Annotated in this window: 25 protein-coding genes; 8 read left to right on the top strand and 17 right to left on the bottom strand. The window is 47.2% G+C overall.

The window, feature by feature from the left end; translation table 11 throughout:
- Window positions 1–396 precede the first annotated feature (396 nt).
- From NG792_RS06435 to hypE, 14 genes are all read right to left on the bottom strand, one after another.
- Entirely contained in the window at window positions 397–630 is a 234-nt protein-coding gene (locus NG792_RS06435; protein WP_261234885.1) for a HypC/HybG/HupF family hydrogenase formation chaperone, read from the bottom strand.
- Between the two features lie 7 nt (window positions 631–637).
- Window positions 638–2,980, bottom strand: coding sequence for a carbamoyltransferase HypF (hypF, locus tag NG792_RS06430; protein ID WP_261200699.1), 2,343 nt, complete (start codon window positions 2,978–2,980; stop codon window positions 638–640).
- A gap of 72 nt (window positions 2,981–3,052) precedes the next feature.
- The gene (gene hypB, locus NG792_RS06425; protein ID WP_261200698.1) at window positions 3,053–3,862 is read right to left on the bottom strand and encodes a hydrogenase nickel incorporation protein HypB; all 810 of its coding nucleotides are present in this window, start codon (window positions 3,860–3,862) and stop codon (window positions 3,053–3,055) included.
- A 3-nt stretch (window positions 3,863–3,865) separates the two neighbouring features.
- Window positions 3,866–4,207: a hydrogenase maturation nickel metallochaperone HypA gene (gene hypA / locus NG792_RS06420; protein ID WP_261200697.1), complete on the bottom strand. Its 342-nt coding sequence runs from the start codon at window positions 4,205–4,207 to the stop codon at window positions 3,866–3,868.
- Window positions 4,208–4,215: 8 nt separating this feature from the next.
- Window positions 4,216–4,716 carry a hydrogenase maturation protease gene (locus NG792_RS06415; protein ID WP_261200696.1) on the bottom strand — a complete coding sequence of 167 codons (501 nt, stop codon included), beginning with the start codon at window positions 4,714–4,716 and terminating at the stop codon, window positions 4,216–4,218.
- 17 nt (window positions 4,717–4,733) lie between these two features.
- Window positions 4,734–5,894, bottom strand: a complete 1,161-nt coding sequence (locus NG792_RS06410; RefSeq protein ID WP_261200695.1) for a serine/threonine-protein phosphatase — start codon at window positions 5,892–5,894, stop codon at window positions 4,734–4,736.
- A 1-nt stretch (window position 5,895) separates the two neighbouring features.
- Window positions 5,896–6,402, bottom strand: coding sequence for a PAS domain S-box protein (locus tag NG792_RS06405; RefSeq protein ID WP_261200694.1), 507 nt, complete (start codon window positions 6,400–6,402; stop codon window positions 5,896–5,898).
- A 2-nt stretch (window positions 6,403–6,404) separates the two neighbouring features.
- Window positions 6,405–6,671 (bottom strand): (2Fe-2S) ferredoxin domain-containing protein, encoded by a 267-nt coding sequence (locus tag NG792_RS06400; RefSeq protein WP_261200693.1) that lies wholly within the window; start codon window positions 6,669–6,671, stop codon window positions 6,405–6,407.
- 182 nt (window positions 6,672–6,853) lie between these two features.
- Entirely contained in the window at window positions 6,854–8,278 is a 1,425-nt protein-coding gene (locus tag NG792_RS06395) for a Ni/Fe hydrogenase subunit alpha (RefSeq protein ID WP_261200692.1), read from the bottom strand.
- Between the two features lie 78 nt (window positions 8,279–8,356).
- Entirely contained in the window at window positions 8,357–8,905 is a 549-nt protein-coding gene (locus tag NG792_RS06390; RefSeq protein ID WP_261200691.1) for an NADH-quinone oxidoreductase subunit B family protein, read from the bottom strand.
- Window positions 8,893–9,609, bottom strand: coding sequence for a bidirectional hydrogenase complex protein HoxU (hoxU, locus tag NG792_RS06385; RefSeq protein WP_261200690.1), 717 nt, complete (start codon window positions 9,607–9,609; stop codon window positions 8,893–8,895). The genes NG792_RS06390 and hoxU overlap by 13 nt, the downstream gene beginning before the upstream one ends.
- A gap of 68 nt (window positions 9,610–9,677) precedes the next feature.
- Window positions 9,678–11,312 (bottom strand): NuoF family protein, encoded by a 1,635-nt coding sequence (locus NG792_RS06380; protein WP_261234884.1) that lies wholly within the window; start codon window positions 11,310–11,312, stop codon window positions 9,678–9,680.
- 91 nt (window positions 11,313–11,403) lie between these two features.
- Window positions 11,404–11,946 (bottom strand): bidirectional hydrogenase complex protein HoxE, encoded by a 543-nt coding sequence (hoxE, locus tag NG792_RS06375; RefSeq protein ID WP_261200688.1) that lies wholly within the window; start codon window positions 11,944–11,946, stop codon window positions 11,404–11,406.
- Window positions 11,947–12,679: 733 nt separating this feature from the next.
- Window positions 12,680–13,726: a hydrogenase expression/formation protein HypE gene (gene hypE, locus NG792_RS06370; protein ID WP_261234883.1), complete on the bottom strand. Its 1,047-nt coding sequence runs from the start codon at window positions 13,724–13,726 to the stop codon at window positions 12,680–12,682.
- Window positions 13,727–13,923: 197 nt separating this feature from the next.
- Here hypE and NG792_RS06365 point away from each other — a divergent pair, with 197 nt between their 5' ends.
- From NG792_RS06365 to hemJ, 5 genes are all read left to right on the top strand, one after another.
- Window positions 13,924–14,877 (top strand): formylglycine-generating enzyme family protein, encoded by a 954-nt coding sequence (locus NG792_RS06365; protein ID WP_261234882.1) that lies wholly within the window; start codon window positions 13,924–13,926, stop codon window positions 14,875–14,877.
- A gap of 57 nt (window positions 14,878–14,934) precedes the next feature.
- Window positions 14,935–15,537 (top strand): flavodoxin family protein, encoded by a 603-nt coding sequence (locus NG792_RS06360; RefSeq protein ID WP_261200685.1) that lies wholly within the window; start codon window positions 14,935–14,937, stop codon window positions 15,535–15,537.
- 403 nt (window positions 15,538–15,940) lie between these two features.
- Window positions 15,941–16,483, top strand: a complete 543-nt coding sequence (locus tag NG792_RS06355; protein ID WP_261234881.1) for a rhodanese-like domain-containing protein — start codon at window positions 15,941–15,943, stop codon at window positions 16,481–16,483.
- Between the two features lie 129 nt (window positions 16,484–16,612).
- A complete protein-coding gene (gene hetL / locus NG792_RS06350) occupies window positions 16,613–17,323 on the top strand; it encodes a heterocyst differentiation pentapeptide repeat protein HetL (RefSeq protein WP_261200683.1) in 711 nt (236 codons plus the stop codon).
- Between the two features lie 159 nt (window positions 17,324–17,482).
- Entirely contained in the window at window positions 17,483–18,046 is a 564-nt protein-coding gene (gene hemJ / locus NG792_RS06345; protein WP_261234880.1) for a protoporphyrinogen oxidase HemJ, read from the top strand.
- 71 nt (window positions 18,047–18,117) lie between these two features.
- Here hemJ and acsF read toward each other — a convergent pair whose 3' ends face one another.
- On the bottom strand, window positions 18,118–19,191 hold the full coding sequence (gene acsF / locus NG792_RS06340) for a magnesium-protoporphyrin IX monomethyl ester (oxidative) cyclase (protein ID WP_261200681.1): 1,074 nt from the start codon (window positions 19,189–19,191) through the stop codon (window positions 18,118–18,120).
- 242 nt (window positions 19,192–19,433) lie between these two features.
- Between acsF and NG792_RS06335 the strand changes: the two genes are divergently transcribed.
- From NG792_RS06335 to NG792_RS06325, 3 genes are all read left to right on the top strand, one after another.
- On the top strand, window positions 19,434–20,189 hold the full coding sequence (locus NG792_RS06335; protein ID WP_261234879.1) for a biliverdin-producing heme oxygenase: 756 nt from the start codon (window positions 19,434–19,436) through the stop codon (window positions 20,187–20,189).
- Between the two features lie 117 nt (window positions 20,190–20,306).
- Window positions 20,307–21,704, top strand: coding sequence for an oxygen-independent coproporphyrinogen III oxidase (gene hemN, locus NG792_RS06330; protein ID WP_261234878.1), 1,398 nt, complete (start codon window positions 20,307–20,309; stop codon window positions 21,702–21,704).
- 241 nt (window positions 21,705–21,945) lie between these two features.
- A complete protein-coding gene (locus NG792_RS06325) occupies window positions 21,946–22,797 on the top strand; it encodes an acyl-CoA desaturase (RefSeq protein WP_261200678.1) in 852 nt (283 codons plus the stop codon).
- A gap of 29 nt (window positions 22,798–22,826) precedes the next feature.
- Here NG792_RS06325 and NG792_RS06320 read toward each other — a convergent pair whose 3' ends face one another.
- Both NG792_RS06320 and pnuC read right to left on the bottom strand, forming a co-directional pair.
- Window positions 22,827–23,801, bottom strand: a complete 975-nt coding sequence (locus NG792_RS06320; protein ID WP_261234877.1) for an AAA family ATPase — start codon at window positions 23,799–23,801, stop codon at window positions 22,827–22,829.
- Window positions 23,798–24,457 carry a nicotinamide riboside transporter PnuC gene (pnuC, locus tag NG792_RS06315; protein WP_261200676.1) on the bottom strand — a complete coding sequence of 220 codons (660 nt, stop codon included), beginning with the start codon at window positions 24,455–24,457 and terminating at the stop codon, window positions 23,798–23,800. The genes NG792_RS06320 and pnuC overlap by 4 nt, the downstream gene beginning before the upstream one ends.
- Window positions 24,458–24,884: the final 427 nt, after the last annotated feature.

The raw sequence follows: 24,884 nt of genomic DNA, 5'->3' as shown, positions 1-24,884 counted from the left end.
TAAACAACCTTGATTTTGTTTAATGTGGCTGGCTCATAACTTTATTTGGTTTGGCAATTCCGATGTTTCTTAACTCGGTTTTAACCCTCCCGCTAACGGACAGTTGCTTTTTTTCTCCTCTTGATTATAACATCCTAAAAGATGATAATTTGTAGATTTTTTAGGGGAAATTTCCTGGGTTGATTCTGAACCCGTTTCTGGGCGGTTAATTGGCCGGTATGGGTAGGGGATTGTTAAAATTGATTGTTTAATTTTTGTTAAAAATTTAAGGGCAAAGTAATAAACTATGGTATTATGCAGAAACTCTAAAATTGTTACATAACTTATAAAAAAAATCCCGCCCCTGTTTAGGATAGCGGTTTTTTAACAAAATCCCTTGACCTAGGGCCTGGGGGATTAGACCTCTTGGATTTGTTTAAAATAATCTAAAGTTTCTTGCGCTTCGCCCTCATCAATGATACTCAAGGCAAACCCGACATGAACGATCGCATAGTCCCCGACTTTCGCCTCGGGAACATAGGCAAGATTCACGGTTTTGACCACGCCGCCAAAGCTGACCTTGCCCGTTCTCATCAACGGTTCGGCATCCTCACTAATACTGATAATTTGGCCCGGTATTGCTAAACACATTCTGAAATTACTCCTGAGTCAGATTTCGATAGGCGGCGACCCCTTGTCCCAGGGCAATCCCCCCATCATTGGGCGGGATCCGTTGATGCCAGTAAGGACGGAACCCCTTTAATTTTAACTGATGAATCACCTGTTCGGTTAAATAGGCATTTTGAAAACAACCGCCGGTGATCACAACTCGTTCCTCGCCAACCCATTGGGCCACGGCCAGGATAGAGTTTACTAAGGTATTATGAAATTTAGCGGAAATAATTCCCCTCGGGAGGCGATCGCCTACATCTCTTAAGATTGCTAAAATTGTCGGTTCCCAATCGGCAATTGCCACCCCGTCCCCGGTCTGCAAGGGTAAAGGATAACTCTCCTGGGTTGTCCAACCTTCTAGGGCAAATTCCAAGGCAGTCGCCGCTTGTCCTTCAAAACTAATCTGAGATTTCAACCCGGCGATCGCCGCCACCCCATCAAACAACCGTCCCACACTAGAGGTGACAGGTGTATTAATCTGTTTCTCTAACATCGATCGCAGCAGGGTCAACTCTACCGGGGTAAACGCCTCCAGGATATGTTGATAATTGTGAGTCACCCCTGGAGTAAACAACCGATTGCCCAACACTTCATATAACAATCCCAAGGCCACTCGGCGAGGTTCCTTCACCGCCTTGTCCCCTCCCAACAGGGGAAAAGTGCGAAAATGGGCCACTCGGTCCCAGGATTGGGGAGAAACCCGCAGAAACTCACCCCCCCAAATTGTCCCATCTAATCCATATCCCGTCCCATCCCAGGCCACTCCCAGGACCGTTTCCTCTAAAAGTTGATTTTCCGCCATACAAGCGAGAACATGGGCATAATGATGCTGAACCGCTATTTGTGGCAACGCCAATCCTTCAGCAAATCGGGTGGACCGATAGTCGGGATGGGCATCCCGGGCGACAACTTGCGGGGTTGCTTCATAGAGTTGCTGTAAACTGGCCGTCGCCTCCTGAAATGCTTGGAATGCTTGGGGGGTTTCTAAGTCTCCGATATGCTGACTCACAAAAATTTGCGGGAATACCCCAATGGCGATCGCACTTTTCAAATGAGCACCTACCGCTAAAATCGGCGGGGGAGAGGGGGGAGAATCCGGGGTAACCTTCAGGGAAATCGGTAAAGGCGCATACCCTCGGGCCCGTCGCATCACCATTTCTCGCCCTGCCACGACTCTCACAACCGAGTCATCCACCGCCCGAACAATTGGGCGATTGTGGACGAGAAATTTATCAGCAATGTCTTTTAGGCGATCGCGCGCTTCCCATTCATCGATACAAATCGGTTCATCAGAAAGATTGCCACTGGTCGCTACTACAGGTTTACCCAACCCCGCCAACAGGAGATGATGTAAGGGTGTGTACGGCAACATCACCCCCAAATAGGGATTATCCGGGGCCACTTCGGGGGCGATTTGGTTATACGAGTTCGACAACCTCCGTAATAACACAATTGGACATTCTGGCGATCGCAACAGTCTCTCCTCAATCGCCGTTACCTGACACTCTTGGCGAACTTGTTCCAACGAGGGATACATTACGGCAAAGGGTTTTTCTTCCCGATGCTTACAACGCCGCAGACGACGGACTGCTGCTGAGTTGCCTGCATCAACCATCAGATGAAATCCCCCTAATCCCTTAACTGCCAAAATTTGACCGCGATTCACTGTAGAAATGGCATCTTTTAAAGCGCGATCGCCCGTTGCCAAGACTTCGCCCCACCCTTTCCAACATTGTAACTGCGGACCACAGTTAGGACAAGCATTCGGTTGGGCGTGAAACCGCCGATTTAAGGGATTTTCATATTCCGCCTGACAGTCGGGACACATTTTAAATTCCTGCATCGACGTATTGGCGCGATCGTAAGGTAATCCCCGAATAATTGTATAGCGAGGACCGCAGTTAGTGCAATTGGTAAAGGGATAGCGATAGCGGCGATTCTGAGGATCAAAAATCTCCTGCAAACAATCGGGACAAGTGGCAATATCTGGCAACACTACCGCCGTTTTTGCCCCCGCCACACTGGGCCGAATTTCAAACTGGGTAAACCCGACAGGTTCTAACCAAGTAGATTCCAGGGATTGAATAAAGGAAATAGCCGGTTTTTCCCGTTCCAATCGCAGTAAAAAAGTTTCTAATTTTTCCTGAGTCCCTTCTACTTCGATAAACACGCCTTGGGCGGAATTATTCACCCATCCGTTTAGTTCCAGTTCCGTAGCAAGTCGATAAATAAACGGACGAAATCCCACCCCCTGAACCGCACCGCAAACTGTAATAGAGAGGCGACTTAAGTTAGGCGTAATAAGAGGAGAATTCAATAATAAATTCATAGATACTTCCCCTGTTCTTAGGAACAAATTCCGTCCTTCTCGTGATGTTCGTAGTTACGAACCTTCAGAAATTCATGAAACTACACTAACTGGAGACTTTTTTAAATGCTGTTCTAAATACCCATACCACTCCGCCATCCCTTGTCCCTTCCGGGAGGATACTTCAAAAATTGCCGCTTGGGGGGCAATCTTTTTAATATTTTCTAACGCCTTATTCCGGTCAAACTCCACCGCTTCGGCAAGGTCAATTTTACTAATAATTACCACTTGCGCCGACTTAAACATCGTCGGATATTTCAACGGTTTATCTTCCCCTTCCGTCACCGACAACAATACCACTCGCAGGTCTTCCCCTAAATCATAAGCAGCAGGACAAACCAGATTGCCCACATTTTCAATCACTAATATTTCTAAGGCATCTAAATTAAGCTGTTGGGCCGCTTTCAACACCATATCGGATTCCAAATGACAGACTGTTCCTGTGGTAATTTGGACTGCTGCGGCCCCACTATTACTGAGTCGAACGGCATCATTATCCGTTTCTAAGTCTCCGACAATGATGCCGGTGGGAATGCGACTGCCAATATCCTGAACCATCCGTTCTAAGAAGGCAGTTTTCCCCGAACCCGGAGAAGAAAGCACATTCAGAACTAGCAAGTTTTTGGCCATAAAATAGCCGCGATTCCGTTCAGCAAGGCGGTCATTTTTGGCTAAAACGGCTTGACCCACCGCAATGGTTTGATGGGTTTGATCATGATGATGGTGATGGTCATGCCCATTTTCATGACTATGATGAGTATGGCCGTTATCATGAGTATGGTCATGACTATGAGAATGGATTCCGACTTCTCCGAGGACGCTGCATCCGCAATTAGTACACATCAGTTATGAGACCTCCAAAGATGTTAACTCGATTTCTTGTCCGCTTTGAATATGATGGGTGAGTTGATGACAATGAGGACATTCATAAAACAAATCAATGGGTTCAAAGTCGCGATCGCAGGTGGGACAATGACAGACCACGGGCACTCGTTCAATTTCAAATTTTGCCCCTTCGGCGATCGTCCCTTGGGTCACCACATCAAAGGCAAATTCTAAGGCATCGGGAACCACGCCTGATAAGTCACCCACGCGCATTTTGAGGCGATGAATTTTGCTGGCATTTTGTGCTTTAGCACAATCTAAAGCAATATTTAAAGTATTTTCCATCAAGCTAACTTCATGCATAATCCCCTCTATTTTCTCTCTCCCCCATCCTCCCCATCTCGACCCCCAGTTTCAATCAACTCCGCGATCGCCACTAATGCCTCGGCCATTCCTCGTTCAGTAACCGCCGAAAACCTGTCCCCAAACTCGAAATCTATCGCCGGAATTGCCACTAACCACCCTTGGGGGGCCTTGCCATAAAGGGTTTTAGCGAGAATCAGCAGGGATGAAGGGTCACTACTGTGACCTAAACTCTGGGGTGACATGGGATCATCGCCGTCAAGTTTGACCACTTGTAGACCTTGTTCCTCTGTGGCGGGATAGGCATCGATAAAGATTGCCAAGTCTACCTCAGACAGAGGTTCAGCCAATTCCGGCGTGAGTTGATGTTCTGATAGCGATCGCACCTTGGGTAATCCCCAGGATGCCACTTCCTCCGCTACCCGTTGTCCTACACCGTCATCGCGACGCAGGTCGTTTCCATATCCGATCGCCAGAATTGCCGGGGACTCCTGTGGAATTGGCAGCATTTTCTTGATTTGATTCTTTAACAATATTCTAACGTAACTTCCTTCTGTTTGTCCCGCAAAAACTTAACCACTTCCTCTACTAGACTGCGGCGAATTGAAATATTCTTCGGCAGTAAAGGATTCTGATAAAACTCATTAATCTTTTGTCCCACCATAAATAAAATAGAGTCCGCTTGTAAAATTTCTTGGGCTAACAATACGGATCCATTTTGGTCGGAGGGTAACCGCGTCACATCACAGTTGCAATTTTTCAAAACTTCCAGACATTTGGACAGGGTTAAAATCCCTTCTGTCACTAAATCAATTGCACTTAATTTACCGATGGGGGGTAAGTCACGCCGCATCGTGGAAATATCCATTTCAATGGTTTCTCCCAGATATTTGGCAACGATATTTCCCGTCGTCCCTCCACAAACCACTTTGCGTCCTTCAAAGGTTAACAAGCGTTCTACATACTGTTGGTCATGACTATTATCTAAAGGAGGGCCGGTGAAAATCATTAAAGGATTGCGTTGGCGAACATACACCCCCACAAAGGTCGCATCATCTCCTATTTTTCCGCCATAAAGCGAATGGGTTTCGGCGATTGTTTTTTGGACAATTCGTCTAGCATTGCGGGTTTGAGTTAGAAAGAGTCCTTCGATATATTGGGCCACATTATCCCATCCCCAGCCAAAATTTAACGCCACCCCTAACCCGGCATAGAGAACTCCATCACTCATACATCCTAAAAAGTCTCCCTCTTTAAGACGTCCTTCATAAACGGTAATTTTTTTTTCTAAAATTTTCTCAGTTTTACCCTCTAACTTGACCAATTTTCCTTGGTCAAAATACAAGGGAGGAGGATTGTCAAAGTTGATAACTTTAAATAGATCCGTATGGTTATCGATTTGTAAAATGGTAAAAGTGGCATAAGCAATTTTTCTGACTTGACAAATCGGTAAAGTGCCAATTACTGTCTTAATCACTTCCTCTAACGGAACATCCTCATTCAGCATGGAAATGAGAATTTCTGTCGTGAGGGTGGCGAGAATATTCGCTTTCACCCCGCTGCCTAATCCATCGGAAAGGACAATAGTAGTTTTCTCGGGAGTCTTGCGAAACCGGACGCGATCGCCGCAGAGTTCTTCCCCTTTTTTATTTAAACTTAAATCAAAAATATCTAAAAAGCTATCCATGCTACAGCGTCTCCCTCTCAACCAGTTTCAGAATTTTCAATAAACTGACTTTGGTTTCCGCTGTGGTTTCTCCCAGCAACCCGGCAATTTCTTGGGCGACTTTCATCTGGTTATCCACCACTTCATTGACTTTGGCAACGGTTTCTCGCTTCAGTTCGAGTAACTCTTTCTTCCGTTGCCACTCTTCGGTAATATCCACCATAATGCAGGCGATCGCATTCTGATCCCGAATTGAAAAGAGGACCTGACGCACATAGAGATTGTATTGGGGATATTCTTTTTCTTTTCCGCGAATCACTTCATTGTTTTCCCAGACTCGCTGAAATTCATCCACGGTCCCCAATAACGAAACTGCCGGTTTTCCCACCACTTCATCTGCCGTTACCTTAAACATTTTGCACAATGCGGGATTAACAACGGCGATCGTCATATTCTCATTTAACACAATCAATCCATTTGGATCATACTCCCACAGGAGTTCCCACAAGGTCTTTTCGCTAGTTACCATTGTTATTCAACCACGGCTAAAATACTCGGTAAAATTTCTTCACTGAACTTGGCCTCGATATTCTCGGGCGTAATTTTTGTGAATACTTTTTCCTTGAATTTCATCACAATTCCCACGCTACAGGTCTCTAAACAAAAAGACCCTTTAAGCTCAATTTTTTCCTTGAGTTCATACCGAATAATCAACTCTTGGAGTCGGGGTAAGACCTCATAAACTCCCAGTTGATGACAAGCAGAACCCATACATAAATAGAGATTTTCTTTAGTCATGATGTCTCCCGTTTCGGTGGTCTCTTCCCCGAGGTTGACCTAATCCGGCTTTTAAAAACCTGGTTCTTTACTATTCCCCAAACCCCTTCCCTTCCCGAAAAAAACCTTTCCAGTTCCCCCTTCCTTTGCAGGGAAGGGGGTTAGGGGATTAGGTCTCCCTCCGACTACCCAACCCACTACTTTTAATGCCGATAAATTTCATTCACAACTGTCCCTTTAGCATTAATTAATTCAATATGCAACGGCATTTGGCCTGCTGCATGAGTTGAACAACTCAGACAAGGGTCAAAGGCGCGAATTCCTGCTTCAACTCGGTTTAAGAGTCCTTCTTGAATCTCGTTGCCATGAATGAAATGCTGGGCAATTTGCGTGACCGTTTTGTTCATTGCTAGGTTATTTTGTCCTGTGGCAATAATTAGGTTCACCTTCTTAATTAACCCATTTTCATCCACCTTATAATGATGGAATAATGTGCCGCGAGGGGCTTCACTCACCCCGATGCCTTCCAGGTTATTAATCCCCGCAGTGGCGCGAGTTCGGGGGGAAACGATATCCGGGTCATTGACGAGTTGTTCTATATGTTCAATGGCACAGAGAATTTCAATTAAGCGGGCATAATGATAGTAGAAGGAAGAGGTGGCAACGCCACCGGCCCGATCGCGAAATTCTAGCAACTCTCTATCCGCTGCCTCGGTTCCCATGCGACTACAGATATTCACCCGGGCCAAAGGTCCAACCCGATAGATTCCGTTAGGATATCCCAAGGGTTTATAATAGGGAAATTTCAGATAAGACCAGGCTTCAACTGCTTCGCCGAGGTAGGATTCATAGTCATCTTCGCTGAGGTTGTCGGCGACAATATTGCCCTCACTATCGGTAAACCGAATTTTGCCGTCGTAATGTTCCCAGAGTCCATCTTTCCCCACTAATCCCATAAATAAGGAGGGGAATTTGCCAAAAGTTTCGACTTCGGTGGAAAAGCGGTCCAGGAGGGTTTTAAATAAACCCAGGGCAGTTTCAATGGTTTGCCTGGATTCGGGGAGGCGATCGCGAATCCAGGTGCAACTTTCTTCGGATAAGGGCGATCGCACTCCACCAGGAACTGCCCAAGAGGGGTGAATCTTTTTCGCCCCTAATAGTTCAATAATTTTCTGTCCAAATTGCCGTAAGCGAATTCCACTTCTGGCTAACTCCGGGTCTGCGGCAATCAATCCGAAGACATTCCGTTTTGCTGGGTCGCTATCCCATCCTAACAGAAAATCCGGACTACTTAGATGGAAGAAACTGAGGGCATGAGACTGAGTAATTTGGGCTAAATTCATCATTCGCCGCAATTTTTCACCGGCAGGGGGGATTTTTACCGCTTGAATTTTATCCCCTGTTTTGGCTGAGGCGAGGAGGTGGGAAACGGGACAAATTCCGCAAATCCTAGCAGTAATTCCGGCCATTTCCCACATGGGACGACCTTCGCAAAATTTCTCAAATCCGCGAAATTCGACCACATGGAAGCGGGCATCTTCCACTTCTCCGGCATCGTCTAAATAGACGGAGATTTTGGCATGACCTTCGATGCGGGTGACTGGATCGATGACGATTGTTTTAGGCATATTAGTAACCACTGATTTCACTGATTTTCACGGAGGGGGAGAGAGGGGATAGAGGGTCTCTCTCCTCGGTGAGTTGGGTTATCCGAATTTAATCATGGGCCGCCCTTTCATGACGGGTAATTCACCCCGGAGAAGGGGTTCGACTGTGGCTAGAATTCTTTGGGCAGAGGGGGGACAACCGGGCATGAACAGATCGACATCGACGACTTCATGGACGGGACGGACGCGATCGAGGAGTTCGGGGACGATGCCAGGAAAATGGGGAAGCTGGCGGGTTTCGTCGCCTAATTCTAGGTAGCAACGTTTGAGGACGGTTTCCGCTTTTCCTAACATATTGCGCATTCCCGGAACGTTGGCGGTGACGGCGCAATCTCCGAAGGAAATTAGGAATTTGGTCCGCTTTCTTGCTTCGATGAGGAGTTCCATATTTTCCTCGTTGGCAACGGCCCCTTCTACCAGGCAAACATCCACATCTTCGGGATATTCTTTGATATCAGAACCCACGGGACTGAAGACGACATCGACTTTCTGGGCGAGTTCAATTAACCATTCGTCTAGGTCGAGAAAGGACATATGACAACCGGAACATCCACCTAACCAAATAGTGGCGAGTTTTATCTTGTCCATTGTTTGTTCTCCCTGGCATTCACGATAAATTCTAATTTGCTGCGATCGCGAGTCATTTCGGCAACGGTAGAACCCTTGCGGAAAATGGACCCGGTTGGACAAGCTTCGACACATTTGCCACAACTGGTACAAGCATCAACGCTTCCCCAAGGTTGATTTAATCCGGTGACTACTTTGGCGGCAACTCCGCGATAAGCGACGTCCCAAACATGAGCACCTTCAATTTCGTCACAGACTCGCACACATCTTGTACAGAGGATGCAACGGTTATGATCGATGCCGAATTGTTTATGGGAAATATCAATTTCGCGATCGGGGAAACGATAGGGAAATCGACTGTGATCCATGCCCACTTCAATGGCTAAATCTTGCAATTCACAGTTTTCATTAGCTACACAAACGGCACAAACGTGATTGCCTTCGGAAAATAGCATTTCCACAATCATCCGCCGGTATTCTTGCAGGCGATCGCTGTCCGTGGTGATATCCATGCCTTCTGCCACTTGAGTTACACAAGACGGCAGCATTTTATTCACCCCGGCAATTTCTACCAGGCACAACCGACAAGCGCCCACATCGGTGACGCCGTTGAGATGACAGAGGGTGGGAATCCTAATCCCTGCTTCTTTGGAGGCATCCAGAATTGTTGTACCCTCTTCGATCGCGAGGTCAACTCCATTAATTTTTAAGGTAACGACTGACATATCTTTCTCTCTCTGTGTTAGATCGATAAGCTGCGATCGGGGCAACTTGGCAATTGCCCCTTCCTCCCCTATCGGGTGACCGATGCCGCTGTCCCTACGGGAACTTTCCCATTCGGACTGTCTTTCAACAGGGCTAAATACTCCTCTTTGAAGTAGCGCAAGGTACTCATCACCGGGTTGGGGGCCGTCATGCCTAACCCGCACAAACTGGTATTTTTCACCATGTCACACAGTTGTTCCAGGTTGTGGATATCCTGTAGCGTCGCCTCTTTATTCAGGATTTTAGTCAGCATTTGATACATTTGGACGGTTCCCGCCCGACAGGGAATACATTTCCCGCAGGATTCACCCCGGCAGAACTCCATATAAAATCGGGCAACTTCAACCATGCTGGTCTTTTCATCCATGACCACCATGCCGCCAGAACCCATCATCGACCCGATTTTTACCAGGGAATCGTAATCCACTGATGTATCTAACATCGACTCGGGAATACAACCTCCCGAAGGTCCGCCGGTTTGTACTGCTTTAACTTTGCCATTGGGGACGCCGCCGCCCATTTCTTCGACAATCTCACGCAGGGTAATTCCCATCGGGACTTCTATCAGTCCATTGTTACGAATCTGACCCGTGAGGGCAAAAACCTTGGTTCCCTTACTCTTTTCCGTCCCTATTCCGGCATACCATTCGCCACCCTCTCGGATAATCGCCGGAATGTTGGCAAAGGTTTCTACGTTATTAATTAACGTCGGCGACTTCCAGAGTCCTTCTTGGGCGGGATAGGGCGGACGCGGACGGGGATTGCCTCGTCCTCCTTCAATGGACTGAATTAATGCGGTTTCTTCCCCGCAAACAAAGGCCCCGGCCCCAATTCTAATCTCGATTTTAAAGTCAAAGGGGGAATCAAAAATTTGACTGCCGAGAATCCCGTATTTTTTCGCTTGTTTAATGGCCTTTTGCAACCGTTCGATCGCCAGGGGATATTCTGCCCGCACATAAATATATCCCTCACTGGCCCCGATCGCATAAGCGGCGATCGCCATTCCCTCTAACACCCGATGGGGGTCACTTTCCAACACGGACCGATCCATGAATGCACCAGGGTCGCCTTCATCAGCATTGCAAATCACATACTTCTGCTGTCCCGGCATTTTCGCGACAGTCGCCCATTTCAACCCCGTAGGATATCCACCGCCACCCCGTCCCCGCAATCCACTCTTACTCACTTCATCAATAGTTTCCGCAGGCGTGAGTTCATGAATCGCTTTATACAGCGGTTCATATCCCCCAACGGCGATATATTCCTCAATCCGTTCCGGGTCAATTTTCCCACTGGTTTCCCGCACAATCCGCATCTGCCGCGCAAAAAATGGATGTTCCGGGTCTCCTTCCGTCGCACTTGCCGTCCCGCCATCGATCGCCTCAATAATGCTGGCGGCATCCGATGGGGTCACTTCTTCATATAGCTTGTTCTGGGCCTCAATTTGGACCAACGGTCCTCGCCCGCAAAATCCCATACAACCGACGCCCACCACTTGGACGCGATCGCCCATCTTCTTATCTTTACAAGTCTGTTCTAAATTCTTCTTCACCCCTAGGGAGTTCGCCGCCTGACACCCCGTGGAAGTACAACAATGTACCCGAATAGGTTTCTGGGCAGTCCGTTCTTTCTCGCCAATCTCCCGAAGTTCCGCTAAATCCATAGTGTTCTAACCTCTCGCTTTCTTCCGTTCAAGGAGGAGGGTTGTCTGGATCAATGGGTGAAACCTTCTCCTTGCCTCTAAATCTCTCACCCTACTTGATCCAGCCTTTAATATGGTCGAGTGCTTGTTCCGAAGTCTGCTTCCCGGCGACTGTTCCGTCATACACCACCACCGGCGCAATCCCACAGGCCCCCACACACCGGGCCGTGATCAGGGAAACCTCCCCATCTGCCGTGGTTTCCCCTTGCTGAATCCCCGTCTGTTTCTCCAAGGACGCGAGTACCTCACCCCCTCCTTTCACATAACAGGCGGTTCCCAAGCACACTACGCAGGTATGAGATCCACTCGGTTTCAGGGAAAACAAATGGTAAAATGTCGCCACCCCGTAAACCCGACTTAACGGCAGCTTCAGATTCCGCGCTACATACAGTAATACATCTTCTTCCAGATAACCAAACGCTTCCTGAGCTTTATGAAGTACCTCGATTAGCGCATCTTGTCGATACTGATTTCGCTTCATCGTGATATCCAGGACCTTAAAGCGCTTATCCCCACTGGGATGCTCTGTTGCCGCTTTTGCTTCCTTCGGGGCGGATTTTTCGTGATCGTCGCTCTTTGCCGCAGTTGATTGCATAGCTTATATCCTTACTCTAAACCGTGATCTCCTGGCACTGACCCGTTCCTTTTTCCCTTAACTCTCCCGCTAGTCAGGGACTAGACCTCACCCCTTGACCCTTTATCTCTACCCTCCCCCTGTTCTTTCTCTACTGTACCGCTTAACCATAAAACATTTACCTTCATTCTATAAATTTTTGTAATGTTTTTTTAAGATGCCTAGGGAGATGAGTCTAATGCAGGCGGTTTAGTCTATCATAGAAAATAGAGATACTAGAAATAATTTTAAATCCTTTAAGAATTTTCCCGATTGCCTGAAAAATTCCGATTAGCATTAACGGACTAATCCCCCAGTAGTCTTGCAGTTTACCGCTAATTTCATCCCTGAAGGGGTAATCCTTGCCAGCTTCTTAAGAGAATGTTAAATTTAAAAAATCTGGGAATGTTGATAATTTTTGTGCCTTGGGGAATAGCTCACTCCCTGGTCTATTCCCCACGGTAGAGAGTGGCTTAGTTTAACAATAACCAAGTTGCCAAAGTTAAGAAGAAGCAATTATCCATAATCGGATGTCAAGTCACCAATTACCCCAACCCATTCGGGATATTTTCAAAACCACACCGTTGTTAAAGTTTAAGAATTGGGAGAGGGGGAGATGGGGGAGATGGGGAGAATGTTCAACGTCACGACTTGCTGTGGTTATCTTTCATAAGTTCGTAGTAACGACTTGCTGTCGTTCTCCCCGCCTTCCCCGTCAACAAATCCGAGGCAACTGTTCTCCACTAAGCATATCCAGAATCCGACTGGCACCAATTTGACTGCGCAACGTCACCAAACCCTGACCCGTCGCCGTCACGGTCCCGATCGCCACCGCATCTACCCCCAACGGATGAGACTTCATCACCTCCAAAGCACGACCCGCACAGTGTGCCGGAATAAAGGCTACAAATCGTCCCTCATTCGCCACATACAGCGGATCAAATCCCAAAATCTCACAAGCACCCCGGACCTGTTCCTGCACTGGAATTTCCCGTTCATCAATGGCAATTCCCACCCCTGCCGATGTGGCAATTTCATTTAAAGCACTGGATAACCCACCGCGTGTTAAGTCGCGCAAACAGTGAATTTCGATGCCAGCATCTAGTAACTGTAAGACAAGGGAGGCGATCGCCGCTGAATCACTCTCAATTGTGGTTTCAAATTCCAATCCCTCACGGACTGCCATAATCGCAATCCCATGTCGTCCCAAATCCCCATTAATCAGCAACACATCCCCCTCCCGGACCGACTGCGGTGCGATCGCCTGGGAATGTTCAATCATCCCCAATCCTGCGGTATTGATAAAAATCCCATCTCCCTTGCCGCGATCGACCACCTTGGTATCCCCCGTCACAATTTGTACCCCCGCCTTTGTTGCTGCCGCCTGCATCGACTGGACCACCCGCCACAGGGTCTCCATCGGCAACCCCTCCTCCAAAATAAACCCTGCCGTCAGATACAATGGACGAGCACCACTCATCGCCAAATCATTCACCGTCCCATGAACCGCCAAGGAACCAATATCCCCACCGGGAAAAAATAGCGGACGAATCACATAAGAATCCGTCGTCATCGCAATCTGAGTTCCCGGCAACGTCAACGCTACCGAATCATGAGGAACCCCATCCGCTGTCCCAAACACGGGCAAAAACATCCGTTCAATCAACTGACGCATCAACGTTCCCCCACCCCCATGCGCTAACAACACATGAGGATATTGAGAAATTGGAATCGGACAGGTTAGGGTAAAATCTTCTATCATGGCGACTGCTTCTATCAACTAACACTATTCTACCCCCCAACTCCAACTCCAAATCCCCCATCGTCTATCGCCAAACTACTGTACCCCTGCGCTAGTTTTACCCAAAGGGCTGAATTTTATCGGGTTGAGGAATAAATACCCTGAAAGAAGGACTATCCAGAACCTTACCCTATCCCATAGCATCTTCTTAAATCACTATGCATCCATCTCAAACACTCAATCCGCACAAAAACTCCTCTCATCCCTTGACTCGCCGTCACTTCTTGAAATTAGGCGGGTTATCCAGTATCGGCTTTTTAGCCGCTTTAGCCGGTCCCAATTTCCGAGGCCAAATTGCCCAAGCGCAAGGGCAACCAATCCCTCAACTTTCCCCTTTGAAATTTACCACGGTTACCGTGAATGAAACAGGAGAAATTATTCATAAAGTTTGCAAAGAAGCCTTATATTTTCGCGAATCTTTAGGCAAGGATCTGGGTATTGATTTAATTCAAATTCCTGGGGGGACTTTTTTAATGGGTTCCCCTGCCACAGAAAAAGAACGTTATGACAGTGAAGGTCCTCAACATTCGGTTACTTTGCCAGACTTTTTTTTAAGTCAATCTCCTATCACTCAGGCACAGTGGCAAGCGGTGATGGGAAACAATCCCTCCACCTGGCAGCAAGACAATTTACCTGTGGAAAATGTCTCTTGGCATGATGCCGTAGAATTCTGTAACCGACTGGCGCAAAAAACAGGACGGGGGTATCGTCTGCCATCGGAAGCAGAATGGGAATATGCTTGTCGCGCCAAAAGCTCTACACCCTTTTATTTTGGTGAAATAATCAGCCCAGAATTAGGGAATTATGATGACGTTTTGACAGGAGTCCATCCCCACCAAACAACCCCGGTTGGTAGTTTTCCGGCGAATGGATTTGGATTGGTCGATATGCATGGGAATCTGTGGGAATGGTGTCAGGATTTATGGCATAATAGTTATGAAGGTGCACCGACGGATGGGAGTGCCTGGGAAGTGGGGGGCAATCCGGGATTTCGGATGCTACGCGGAGGGTCCTGGCATGATTTACCGTGGTATTCTCGGGCGGCGCAACGGTTTGGCAAGGAACCGGATTCTCAAGAGGCGATCGCGGGTTTTCGGATTGCTGTTTCTTGAAGGATTCTGTTGTTGGTAACCACAGATTTCACCGATTGACACAGAGAAGGTGAGGTTATGAATACAAGTAAAAAGGTTGTCGGAATTGTAGGAAGTTATCGCAAGGGTGGGACGATTGATACGGTGGTGAGTGAGGTTCTGGCAGAAGCGGAGAATCAAGGTGCAGAAACTTCCAAGATTTATCTCCAGGACCGACAAATTGAGTTTTGTACGAATTGCCGGGTTTGCTTACAGCAACCGGGACCGGAACGGGGGGACTGTGTGCTGAAGGATGAGATGAATGGGATCTTGCAGGAAATTGAGGCAGCGGATTCTTTGGTAATTGGTGCGCCGGTTAATTTTGGGAATGTTAATGCACTGACTCAACGGTTTTTAGAACGGTGCGTTTGTTATGGATATTGGCCCTGGAATACGCCCTCGCCACAAATGCGAAAGTCCGAAGCGACTAAGAAAGCGGTGCTCATTTCCTCCAGTGCGATGCCTGGGTTTATGGCGCGTTGGTTGTCTGGTGCAATTAAAAGTTTGAAGTCTTTAGCAAAAATGTTGGATGCCAAACCGATAGGAGTTATTTTTGTAGGACAAGTTATTTCAAAACAAGGGGGTTTGTCCGATAAAATTAAACGGCAAGCACGGGATTTGGGTCAGGAGTTGGTGGGTTAACTGTAACCACAGATTACACAGATTTTCACTGAGAAATCTCTGTGTCAATCTGTGTAATCTGTGTTTTAGTATTTACTGACCCTCTAAGGGTTTCATGGCAATGTCGGTGCTCAGAAAGATGCGATCGCTGCCCATCAATTCCCTAAATTCAATTTTCCCGGGGGGTACGAGTGCTTACCTCTATTCGACGTCGATCCAGACAACTTGACATTATGGATGTACGACTCTATAGTAATGGAATAAACTGAAATCGACAATCAACAGCCCCGCTACTCTAACCCCGGAGAATCCTCATTCTGAAATAAATTAATTTCCCTAGAGGGTTTAAACGGTTGCGACCTTTCATGATAACCTGCTGTTGTTTGTATCTCCTCAATTAAATTAACCTACTAAGAGGCTAACCATGAAAAATAACACAACCAATCAACTGCTTGAGATTGATGCCCTGACCCTGAAAAATGGGCTAGATCAGCAAAAAATATCTCTGCTTGATGTGCGAGAAGCCGGGGAATTTGCTGGAGAACATATCAAAGGGGCTACCCTATTACCCCTGTCTCAATTTGACCCAAAATCTCCGCAATTGCAGGGGGGCAACGATATCGTTCTTTACTGTCAAAGTGGCAACCGTTCCCGACAAGCGGCGCAAAAACTCTTAGCGGCAGGAGTTACCGAGGTGATGCAGCTTAAAGGGGGAATCAACGCCTGGAAACAAGCGGGATATTCGGTAGAAATGAATAAAAATGCCCCGATTTCTATTTTCCGGCAGGTGCAAATTGTGGCAGGAACCCTGGTATTTACCGGGACGGTGCTCGGTTATTTTGTTAACCCCGGGTTTTTAATTTTGAGCGGGTTTGTGGGGGCTGGTTTAGTCTTTGCTGGCATTAGTAACACTTGTGCAATGGGAATGCTGCTGGCTAAACTTCCTTACAATCAAGTCAAAAACTAAACAGGGTCTGAGCGCCTTAAGAAGAACTGTAGGGCAGGAAAATCTTTATAAAAGTAAAAATTGCGGTCATCATGATAAACTGTTTGATCACAACATTTTCTGTCCATTCACCCTTGAACTAGAACCCCAATGAACGTAGATGATATTCAGACGCGATATCTGCAAGGCGATCGCAGTTTTCGGAAAGCGAATCTCCGGGAAGCCGATTTAATTGACGGTCATTTTCACGGCATCAATTTGAATCAAGCTGATTTACGACAAGCGCGACTCGGTAAAACTGACTTCAGTCGCGCCAGCTTTCGGGAGGCGGATTTGAGCGAGGCAATTCTGTGGGGAACTGAATTAACTGAGGCGGATTTATATCGCGCTAATCTCAGGGAAGCGGATTTAAGTGGTGCGAAGCTGACTTATGCCAATTTAGAATTAGCAAATCTGAGTAAAGCTAGTTTATGTGGTGCCAATTTAGTCGGAAGTCGGTTGTCTCGGGCAAACTTGTTTGCAGCGGATCTCCGTCCCACTTCTGACCAAGTAACGGATTTGGGTCGTGCTATCTTAACATACGCTGATTTATGCTACGCCAACCTGAGTGGCGCGTTGTTGTATCAAACGGATTTAGAAGGTGCAAAGCTATGTCGCGCTCATCTGAATCGGACGTTTCAACAGGATGCAGCGGATCTGAGTGAAGCGATTTTACGCAAGGTTGACCTTAGTTTTGCAGACTTGACGGGGGTCAATTTACGCGGAGCTGATTTACGCGGGGCTGATTTGACCGGCGCGATTCTGATCGATGCGAATTTAGAAGATGCTATCATGCCCGAGGGCACCCTTTACCAAAAATAAAACTGATTGGGGATGGGTTTTGGTCCCGTGAATCGGTATGATCTTAAAGTGATTTCTGGCCCTAGGCTAGTCGCCTCTTTCGGGGGCGTCTGGACCCAATCCGTGCGATCGCATCTCGAATCAATTCCCAGTTTGTTATTCAAGGAGTAATCGAAGTTTATGGCGTATCTCTGGTTTAAGTCTTTCCATATTATTGGCTTTGTCGCTTGGTTTGCCGGATTGTTTTATTTACCCCGGTTGTTTGTCTATCATATTGAAGCCAGTGAGCGCCCGGAAGCCGTTAGATCCGCCCTCAAAACCGAGTATAACCGCATGGAAAAACGGCTTTACAAACTAATTATGCGGCCAGCGATGATTTTTACTCTTCTCATGGCTGCTGGCATTATCTATCAGGAACCGGGTGTTTTTAAGGAAACTTGGCTTCATGTCAAACTGTTGTTAGTCTTGGCCTTAATTGGCTTCCATCATTACTGTGGCCGGGTAATTCGTCAGTTGGAAGAGGGAACTTGTACCATTAGTGGAATCCAAATGCGCCGCCTGAATGAAGTCCCCACTATTATACTCGCTTTAGTCGTGTTTTTAGCGATTTTCAAAAACAATTTTCCCACGGATATTGTTACCTGGGGAACCATTGCCGCAATTGTTGCTTTTGCGGTAATTATTCAACTCTATGCTCGGAAACGGCGTTTGCAAGAACAGGGAGAATTGGAGGCATCCAGTTAAGTTCTTGATGTTCTATGAAACGATCGCCCTTAGCTTCATGGATCAAGGGCGATCGGCTCACTCCCTCCGTTTTATCGAACCGTTCCCCGCAGGGCCTCAGCATCAATGCCTTTAAGGAAATAAATCCGCAGCAAATGACCGAAAATCGATAGTTGAAAGGGTAATTTCTTCAACGCCTTGAGCCACTTCGGTTGAGAAGTAGCCTCAATTTCCGACAGCTTCTCATTCAAGTCACAACAGTGCTGTAACCGGGGGAAAAACTCCGGATGTTCGGTATTCAGACCCGAGGGAAACGCTCGCAATGCAGTTTCATTGGTTTTGCGAATCACTTCCTGATCAAACTCCGTGGGGTCGATTCCCAAAGCATGATAAAATCCTGTCCGTTCATGCACGGTTAAAGTATGGGTGGCGAACACCGTCAGCAGGAAAAAGCGACTCCATAAGCGAGAGGTCCAGGTTTGCCAGAGTTTCGGTTGCGATCGCAGCAGCGCCTTAAAAATATCCCCATGCCGGTTTTCATCCTGACACCAGCTTTCAAAATAGTTGAACAACGGATAAAACTGATGCTCTGGATGTTTTTCCAGATGCCGATAAATAATAATATAACGCCAATACCCAATCTTCTCTGATAGATAAACCGTGTACAACACCCACTCAATCGGGAAAAACGTATAAACCCGATGTTTCGTCAGATAGCTCAAATCCATCGTACAGCCAAAATCTGCCATTGCCTTATTTAAAAATCCGGCATGACGCGCTTCATCTCTCGCCATTAAACTAAACATTTCCGCCAACAAAGGACTACGCTGTTTCAGGTTGCGCGAAAGTTCCTTAAATAGCAGAAACCCCGAAAATTCCGACACACAGGACCGTTCCAAATAGTCAATAAAGGCTTGGCGCGCTTCTCCGGTAATATGGTCCCAGGATTGGGCAAACTCCTCATTCCGCACGAAGTGATGGCGGTTGTAGTCTGCTCGCATTTCCTCTAGCATCGCCCGCAACTCGGTTTCCTGAGCGGATAAATCGAGGTTGGCGGTCTTCTCGAAGTCGGTTGTATAAAACCGGGGGGTCAGGATATTTTCCTTCAGGGCCTTAGTTTTGGTGACGGACATCTCGGCAGTGGCCGGGGATGGGGTAGCGATCATGGTTGGCTCCTCTGAAATAACTTAATAGCTTTCAAGTTATAATACTTTTTCAAATTTGAAAAGACCCTTACCCCAAAAACGTAACAATCGTTAACGTTAGGTAACTGTTAAGTTATGTAACAAACTATTGCTTTATCGCTTTATGGCTATATAATAGCTTAAGTCGGTCGCGGGTTCCCTTGCTGGAGATGGCCCCAACCGGCATTACCCAGATCAATCTGAAAGGAAAAAGGTCATTGGACATGAGCCACGATTTAGCCACCCGCTTGAGAGAAGGAACCCAAAAGTCCCATACCGCTGCTGAAAATACAGCCTATATGAAGTGCTTTCTCAAAGGGATTGTTGAGCGGGAGCCATTCCGCAAGTTGCTCGCAAATCTCTATTGGGTGTATCGGGTGCTGGAAGAAGCGATGCGACAACACCAGGATGATCCGGTAGTTGGACCGATGTATTTCCCGGAACTCAATCGCACGGCGAATCTGGAAAAAGACCTCGCCTTTTATTATGGGGAGAATTGGCAGAGTCAGATTGTCCCCTTAAATGCCGGACAGATTTACGTCGATCGCCTTCAGGAATTAGCGGATACCGACCCGGCACTGCTGATCGCTCATGCCTATACTCGCTATATGGGAGATCTCTCTGGGGGTCAAAGTTTGAAAAAGATTATCCGATCGGCTCTTGATTTGCCCGAGAATCAAGGCACATCCCTACATGAATTTGAAGAAATTCCCACCGCCGAAGCGCGACGAGCGTTTAAAGAAAAGTATCGGGATGCCTTGAATTCCTTACCTGTGGATGAGGCAACCATTGAACGGATTGTCGCTGAAGCTAACTATGCGTTTCACCTGAATCGAGATGTGGTGCATGAGTTGGAAGATGATGTCAAAGCGGCGATCGGGGATCATGTATTTGAGCTGCTCACGAAACAGGATAAACCGGGAAGTACCGAGAGACATTCTCGCCATTCTGCATCGATAGCGGCAGAAGTAGGGGCTTGATTTTCTGAAGTCTAATTGAAAGAACCTCACCCTAACCCTCCCCTTGCTAAGGGGAGGGGAGAGGACCGGAGAGAGAGTGTTTGAGTCATTGAGTTGTAAACGCTACCTAAACTATTCATGAACGCTTTAATTTCTACCGTTGAATTTGACGCGAATTTGCTTAAAAAGTATGACCGCCCGGTGCCCCGCTACACGAGCTATCCACCGGCGACGGAATTGAAATCTGAGTTTGAAGAAGTAGAATTTAGAGCTGCTATTGCCGTTAGCAACTATAAGAAAACTCCCCTATCCCTGTACTGTCATATTCCCTTTTGTGAAACCCCTTGTTATTTTTGCGGGTGCAATACCATCATCACCCAGCGGAAAACTCTGGCTGAACCTTATCTGGATTATTTGAATCGTCAAATTCGGTCAATGGCGGAACTGGTGGATACCAGTCGTTTGGTGAATCAAATGCACTGGGGGGGAGGAACGCCGAATTATTTATCGCTGCCGCAAGTGGAGCAGTTATGGACGATGATTAATCAGCATTTCCGGTTTGAGGAAAATGCTGAGGTTTCGATTGAGGTGAATCCCCGGTTTTTAGATAAAAACTATCTTTTATTTTTAAAAGATTTGGGATTTAATCGGATTAGCTTTGGGATTCAAGATTTTAATCCGAAAGTGCAAAAAGCGGTGAATCGAATTCAGCCCGAAGCGATGCTGTTTCAGGTGATGGAATGGGTCCGGGATGCGGGATTTGTGAGCGTGAATGTGGACCTAATTTATGGGTTGCCGTTTCAAACCTTGGAGACGTTCCGAGATACGATTCATAAAACGACACAACTGGATCCCGACCGGATTGCGGTGTTTAATTTCGCTTATGTACCTTGGTTAAAACCTGTGCAGCGATTGATTCCGGAGGAGGCACTTCCCCCGGTATCGGAAAAGATGGATATCTTAAAGATGGCGATCGAGGATTTAGGGGCAGCAGATTATCAGTTTATTGGCATGGATCATTTTGCCAAGCCGAATGATGAATTAGCGATCGCCCAACGGGAAGGCAAGCTCCATCGGAATTTCCAGGGATATACCACAAAACCGGAATCGGATTTAATCGGATTGGGGATGACTTCAATTAGTATGCTTCATGATGTTTATACCCAGAATCACAAACGCTTAAAAGACTATTATGAAGCGCTTGATCGTCATGAGTTACCGATTGAAAAGGGGGTGAGCCTTAGCGCCGATGACATCCTACGACGCATGGTGATTATGGAACTAATGTGCCAATTTGAACTATCTAAGAACGAGTTCGAGCAAAAATATCATCTTAGCTTTGATTGTGATTTTGATGAATATTTTGCTGCCGAACAAGTGGAGTTACACAAGCTGGAAGCGGATGGATTAGTTCGCCTATCCCCCAATCATATTGAGGTGACTCCGGCGGGACGTTTGCTGGTTCGGAATGTGGCTGCGGTTTTTGATACTTATCTGAGCAAGAAAGCGTTGAACAGTTTCTCTAAAGCAATTTAGGGGACATCTGCCATCTAATCCCCCGTTTTTAGTAACGAATTGTGTCGTTTCCCGTTTGTCCGAAACAGGAAGCAGAGCCTCCGATGGGCATTCCCACAGCAGAGCCAGGAAATGAGGTAATAAACGAGCCTATGCCCTGTCTCCGCCTGGGCGACAGGGCATAGGCAGGCTATTTCTGTATAACCCCACCCTTGAGGGTGCGGTTTTTTAGTGAAATTAGTGTGTGTTTGAGGAAGTGTATATGCAGTTAGAATCGATGCCAAATTCTCCGGAAAATAAATCCCCGGTTAATTGGGTAATTACGACATTTTTTATCGCCATTCATGTACTGGCTTTATTAGCACCCTGGTGTTTTTCATGGTCCGCATTAGGGGTGATGTTAGTGTTGCACTGGTTTTTAGGGAGTATTGGCATTTGTTTGGGCTATCATCGCCTATTGAGTCATCGGAGTTTTCAAGTTCCGAAATGGCTAGAATATGCGATCGCCCTCGTCGGTGCATCGGCACTCCAAGGCGGACCAATTTTTTGGATAGCCGGACATCGGTTACATCATGCCTATACTGAAGATGAAATCAAAGACCCTTATTCTGCACGTAAGGGCTTTTGGTGGAGTCATCTTTTGTGGATGATTTATCCCCGTCCCGAATTTTTCAACAAAGAACTGTATAACCGATTCGCCCCGGATTTAGCTCGGGATCCGTTCTACTGTTGGCTCGATCGCTACTCTTTATTGCTGCAAGTTCCGTTAGCGGTTGCCCTTTATCTCTTAGGCGGTTGGCCCTTTATCGTCTATGGAGTGTTTGTGCGAGTTGTTCTGCTGTGGCACAGCACTTGGCTGATTAACTCCGTCACCCATATGTGGGGATATAAAACCTTTCCCACGGAAGATAATTCCCGCAATCTTTGGTGGGCGGCAATTTTCACTTATGGCGAAGGGTGGCATAATAATCATCATGCGTATCCTAATGTTGCTAAAGCCGGTTGGCGGTGGTGGGAATTGGACATGACTTGGTGGGCAATTTGGCTTTTAAAAACCGTTGGATTAGCCAAAAAAGTGGTGATGCCTCCAGCGCCGAAAGCAACCCAAGGATAAGTTTCTCCAGTTGTCAACCGGGCGATCGCTCAAAAAGAGGGAAACTTTAAAACTTGGGCGATCGCCTCCGTTGCCTGAACCATCCGCCCCTCGTGACTTCCCTCCAGCAAAATATATCGTTTTCCCTGACGTTCCAACAGTTCGAGAAACCAGTGGTGCATCGTCATCCGGAGGGCTTCGCTTTCCCGAGTGCCATCCTGCACAAAACCAAAATCCGGTGCAGTCAGCAGATACAAATCATAATTTCCCCTCGCGGCTATCTGTTCCAATTTCTCACAGTCTGACCCGAGATACCGGCGATGCCAAATACAGGTAGCCAAAGGGTCCGTATCACATACCACCAAGCGATTAGCACGTATTGCCAGTGCCTCTTCCCAGGCGATTTGTCCCTCAGCAATTTGGATAAACTCGTCACTATCCCAATTGTCGGAATTGGCGAGATATTGCCGTCCTTCCCAATACCATCGCCCGTATTCCGGGACCCATACGGTTTGATACTGTTCTGCCAGCGATCGCGCCAGGGTTGTAGTCCCACTCGATTCTACTCCCACCACAGCGATGCGCTTGGCAAAATAGGCTTTTGCCGGAGGAGTGAGCATCTGCCAATGGGTTGCGAGGTCCTGACGCAGTTGGGTTCCAGAAATGGGGAATACCTCCCGAGGGCAGTCGATCGCAATATGTCGCGCACCCATAAACGCCGCCCAAGGTTCCCCGTATGCCTCAGAAGTAAAAGCAACATCCGGTTGCCTTCCTCCCAGTAATTCTAAGGTGCGTTTTGCCCAAGGTTCTGGCGCTTCGGGCAAATCATCCAGGGTTTCATACACCTCAACATCGGGATGCATGACTCGAATCCAGTTCCTTCGTATGCTGCCGGGAATCGTTTGTTCGGGTTTTGCCCCTACCACAACAACTAATTGCTCCACTTGAGCTTTTGCCTTGCGAATTAAATAATCATGTCCCCGGTGGAAGGGATAGAATTTGCCGACGGTAACCCCCAGTTTCATGCTTCTGGCTTCTCCTGTTTTTGTGCAGAATAAAGTCGTTTAAAGTTTTGCAATCCTCCGATCGCCAATAGCCAAAATATGGCATAGAGAAAACTGGTGAGGTAAAGTCCTCGGGAGGCATAAAGGGGAACATAAATGGTGTCTACCCCAATCCATAAATACCAGCTTTCCACATAGCGCTGCATTAATAATAACTGGGCGATCGCACTAGCAACGGTGGTTAGGGCATCCCAAAAAGGGGCGCTCCCATTCATGGCAATTAAGAGCGATCGCAACCCCATCACGCTCACGGTTAATATTCCCACCAGCCAAGGTATCCACCGATAAGGAATCCGGGCGATCGGTTTTTCGGTGTGATTTTCCCCGCCCCGCAACCAACTGTAAATCGCTTGCAAACTGGTGACTAAATAAAAGAGTTGAATCCCCACCTCCCCATAGAGCCGAACCTGATAAAACACCCAGCTATAGGCAACCACTCCTACTAAACCAATCCACCATCCCCAGGGGTTATTCCTAGAAAGGAGCCAGACACTCCAGGCCGAAGTCACAACGGCGATCGCCTCTAAAAAACTAATTTCTAATGGCAACCACTTCTGCACCGGCAACAGCAGCAGCAAAACACTTCCGATAGTGCCGATTAAAATGGGTCGGTTCATTTTTTTACTGTTCATAACTTTGCCAAATCATCTTAGGAGGAGGGCTAGGAGGACGAACTCAGCAGCAAATTTTCCCGCCTTCTCTTCTCCCTCCTACAGCAATAAACAAATTAAATTATTCTCCCTCTCCTCTGATACCAAATCCGGTTGTTAAAAGTCGTTTTTCTCTTCAGCCCGCGCAGGCGGGCTACCCTTCACCGAAGCCGCTAGCGCGTCTACGTCCGTATAGACCCACCCTTAAGGGTGTGGGTTTTTATAGACCTGGAGCAACCGAATTTGATATCAGGAGTAGGTGTTAGCAGAGGGGCTTCGGGGCGAAAGGGGGTGAGCTCAAAAGGGGTGATCCCGCAACAGGATATTACACAAAGAAAAGCCCGCTCATGCGGGCTTTGTTTCGGGCGCGGGAGAATGAATTCTCCCGGCTGCC

The organism is Laspinema olomoucense D3b (genome assembly GCF_025370785.1).
In the GTDB taxonomy this organism is placed as follows: domain Bacteria; phylum Cyanobacteriota; class Cyanobacteriia; order Cyanobacteriales; family Laspinemataceae; genus Laspinema; species Laspinema olomoucense.
This window is presented reverse-complemented; position numbering and strand designations above follow the sequence as displayed.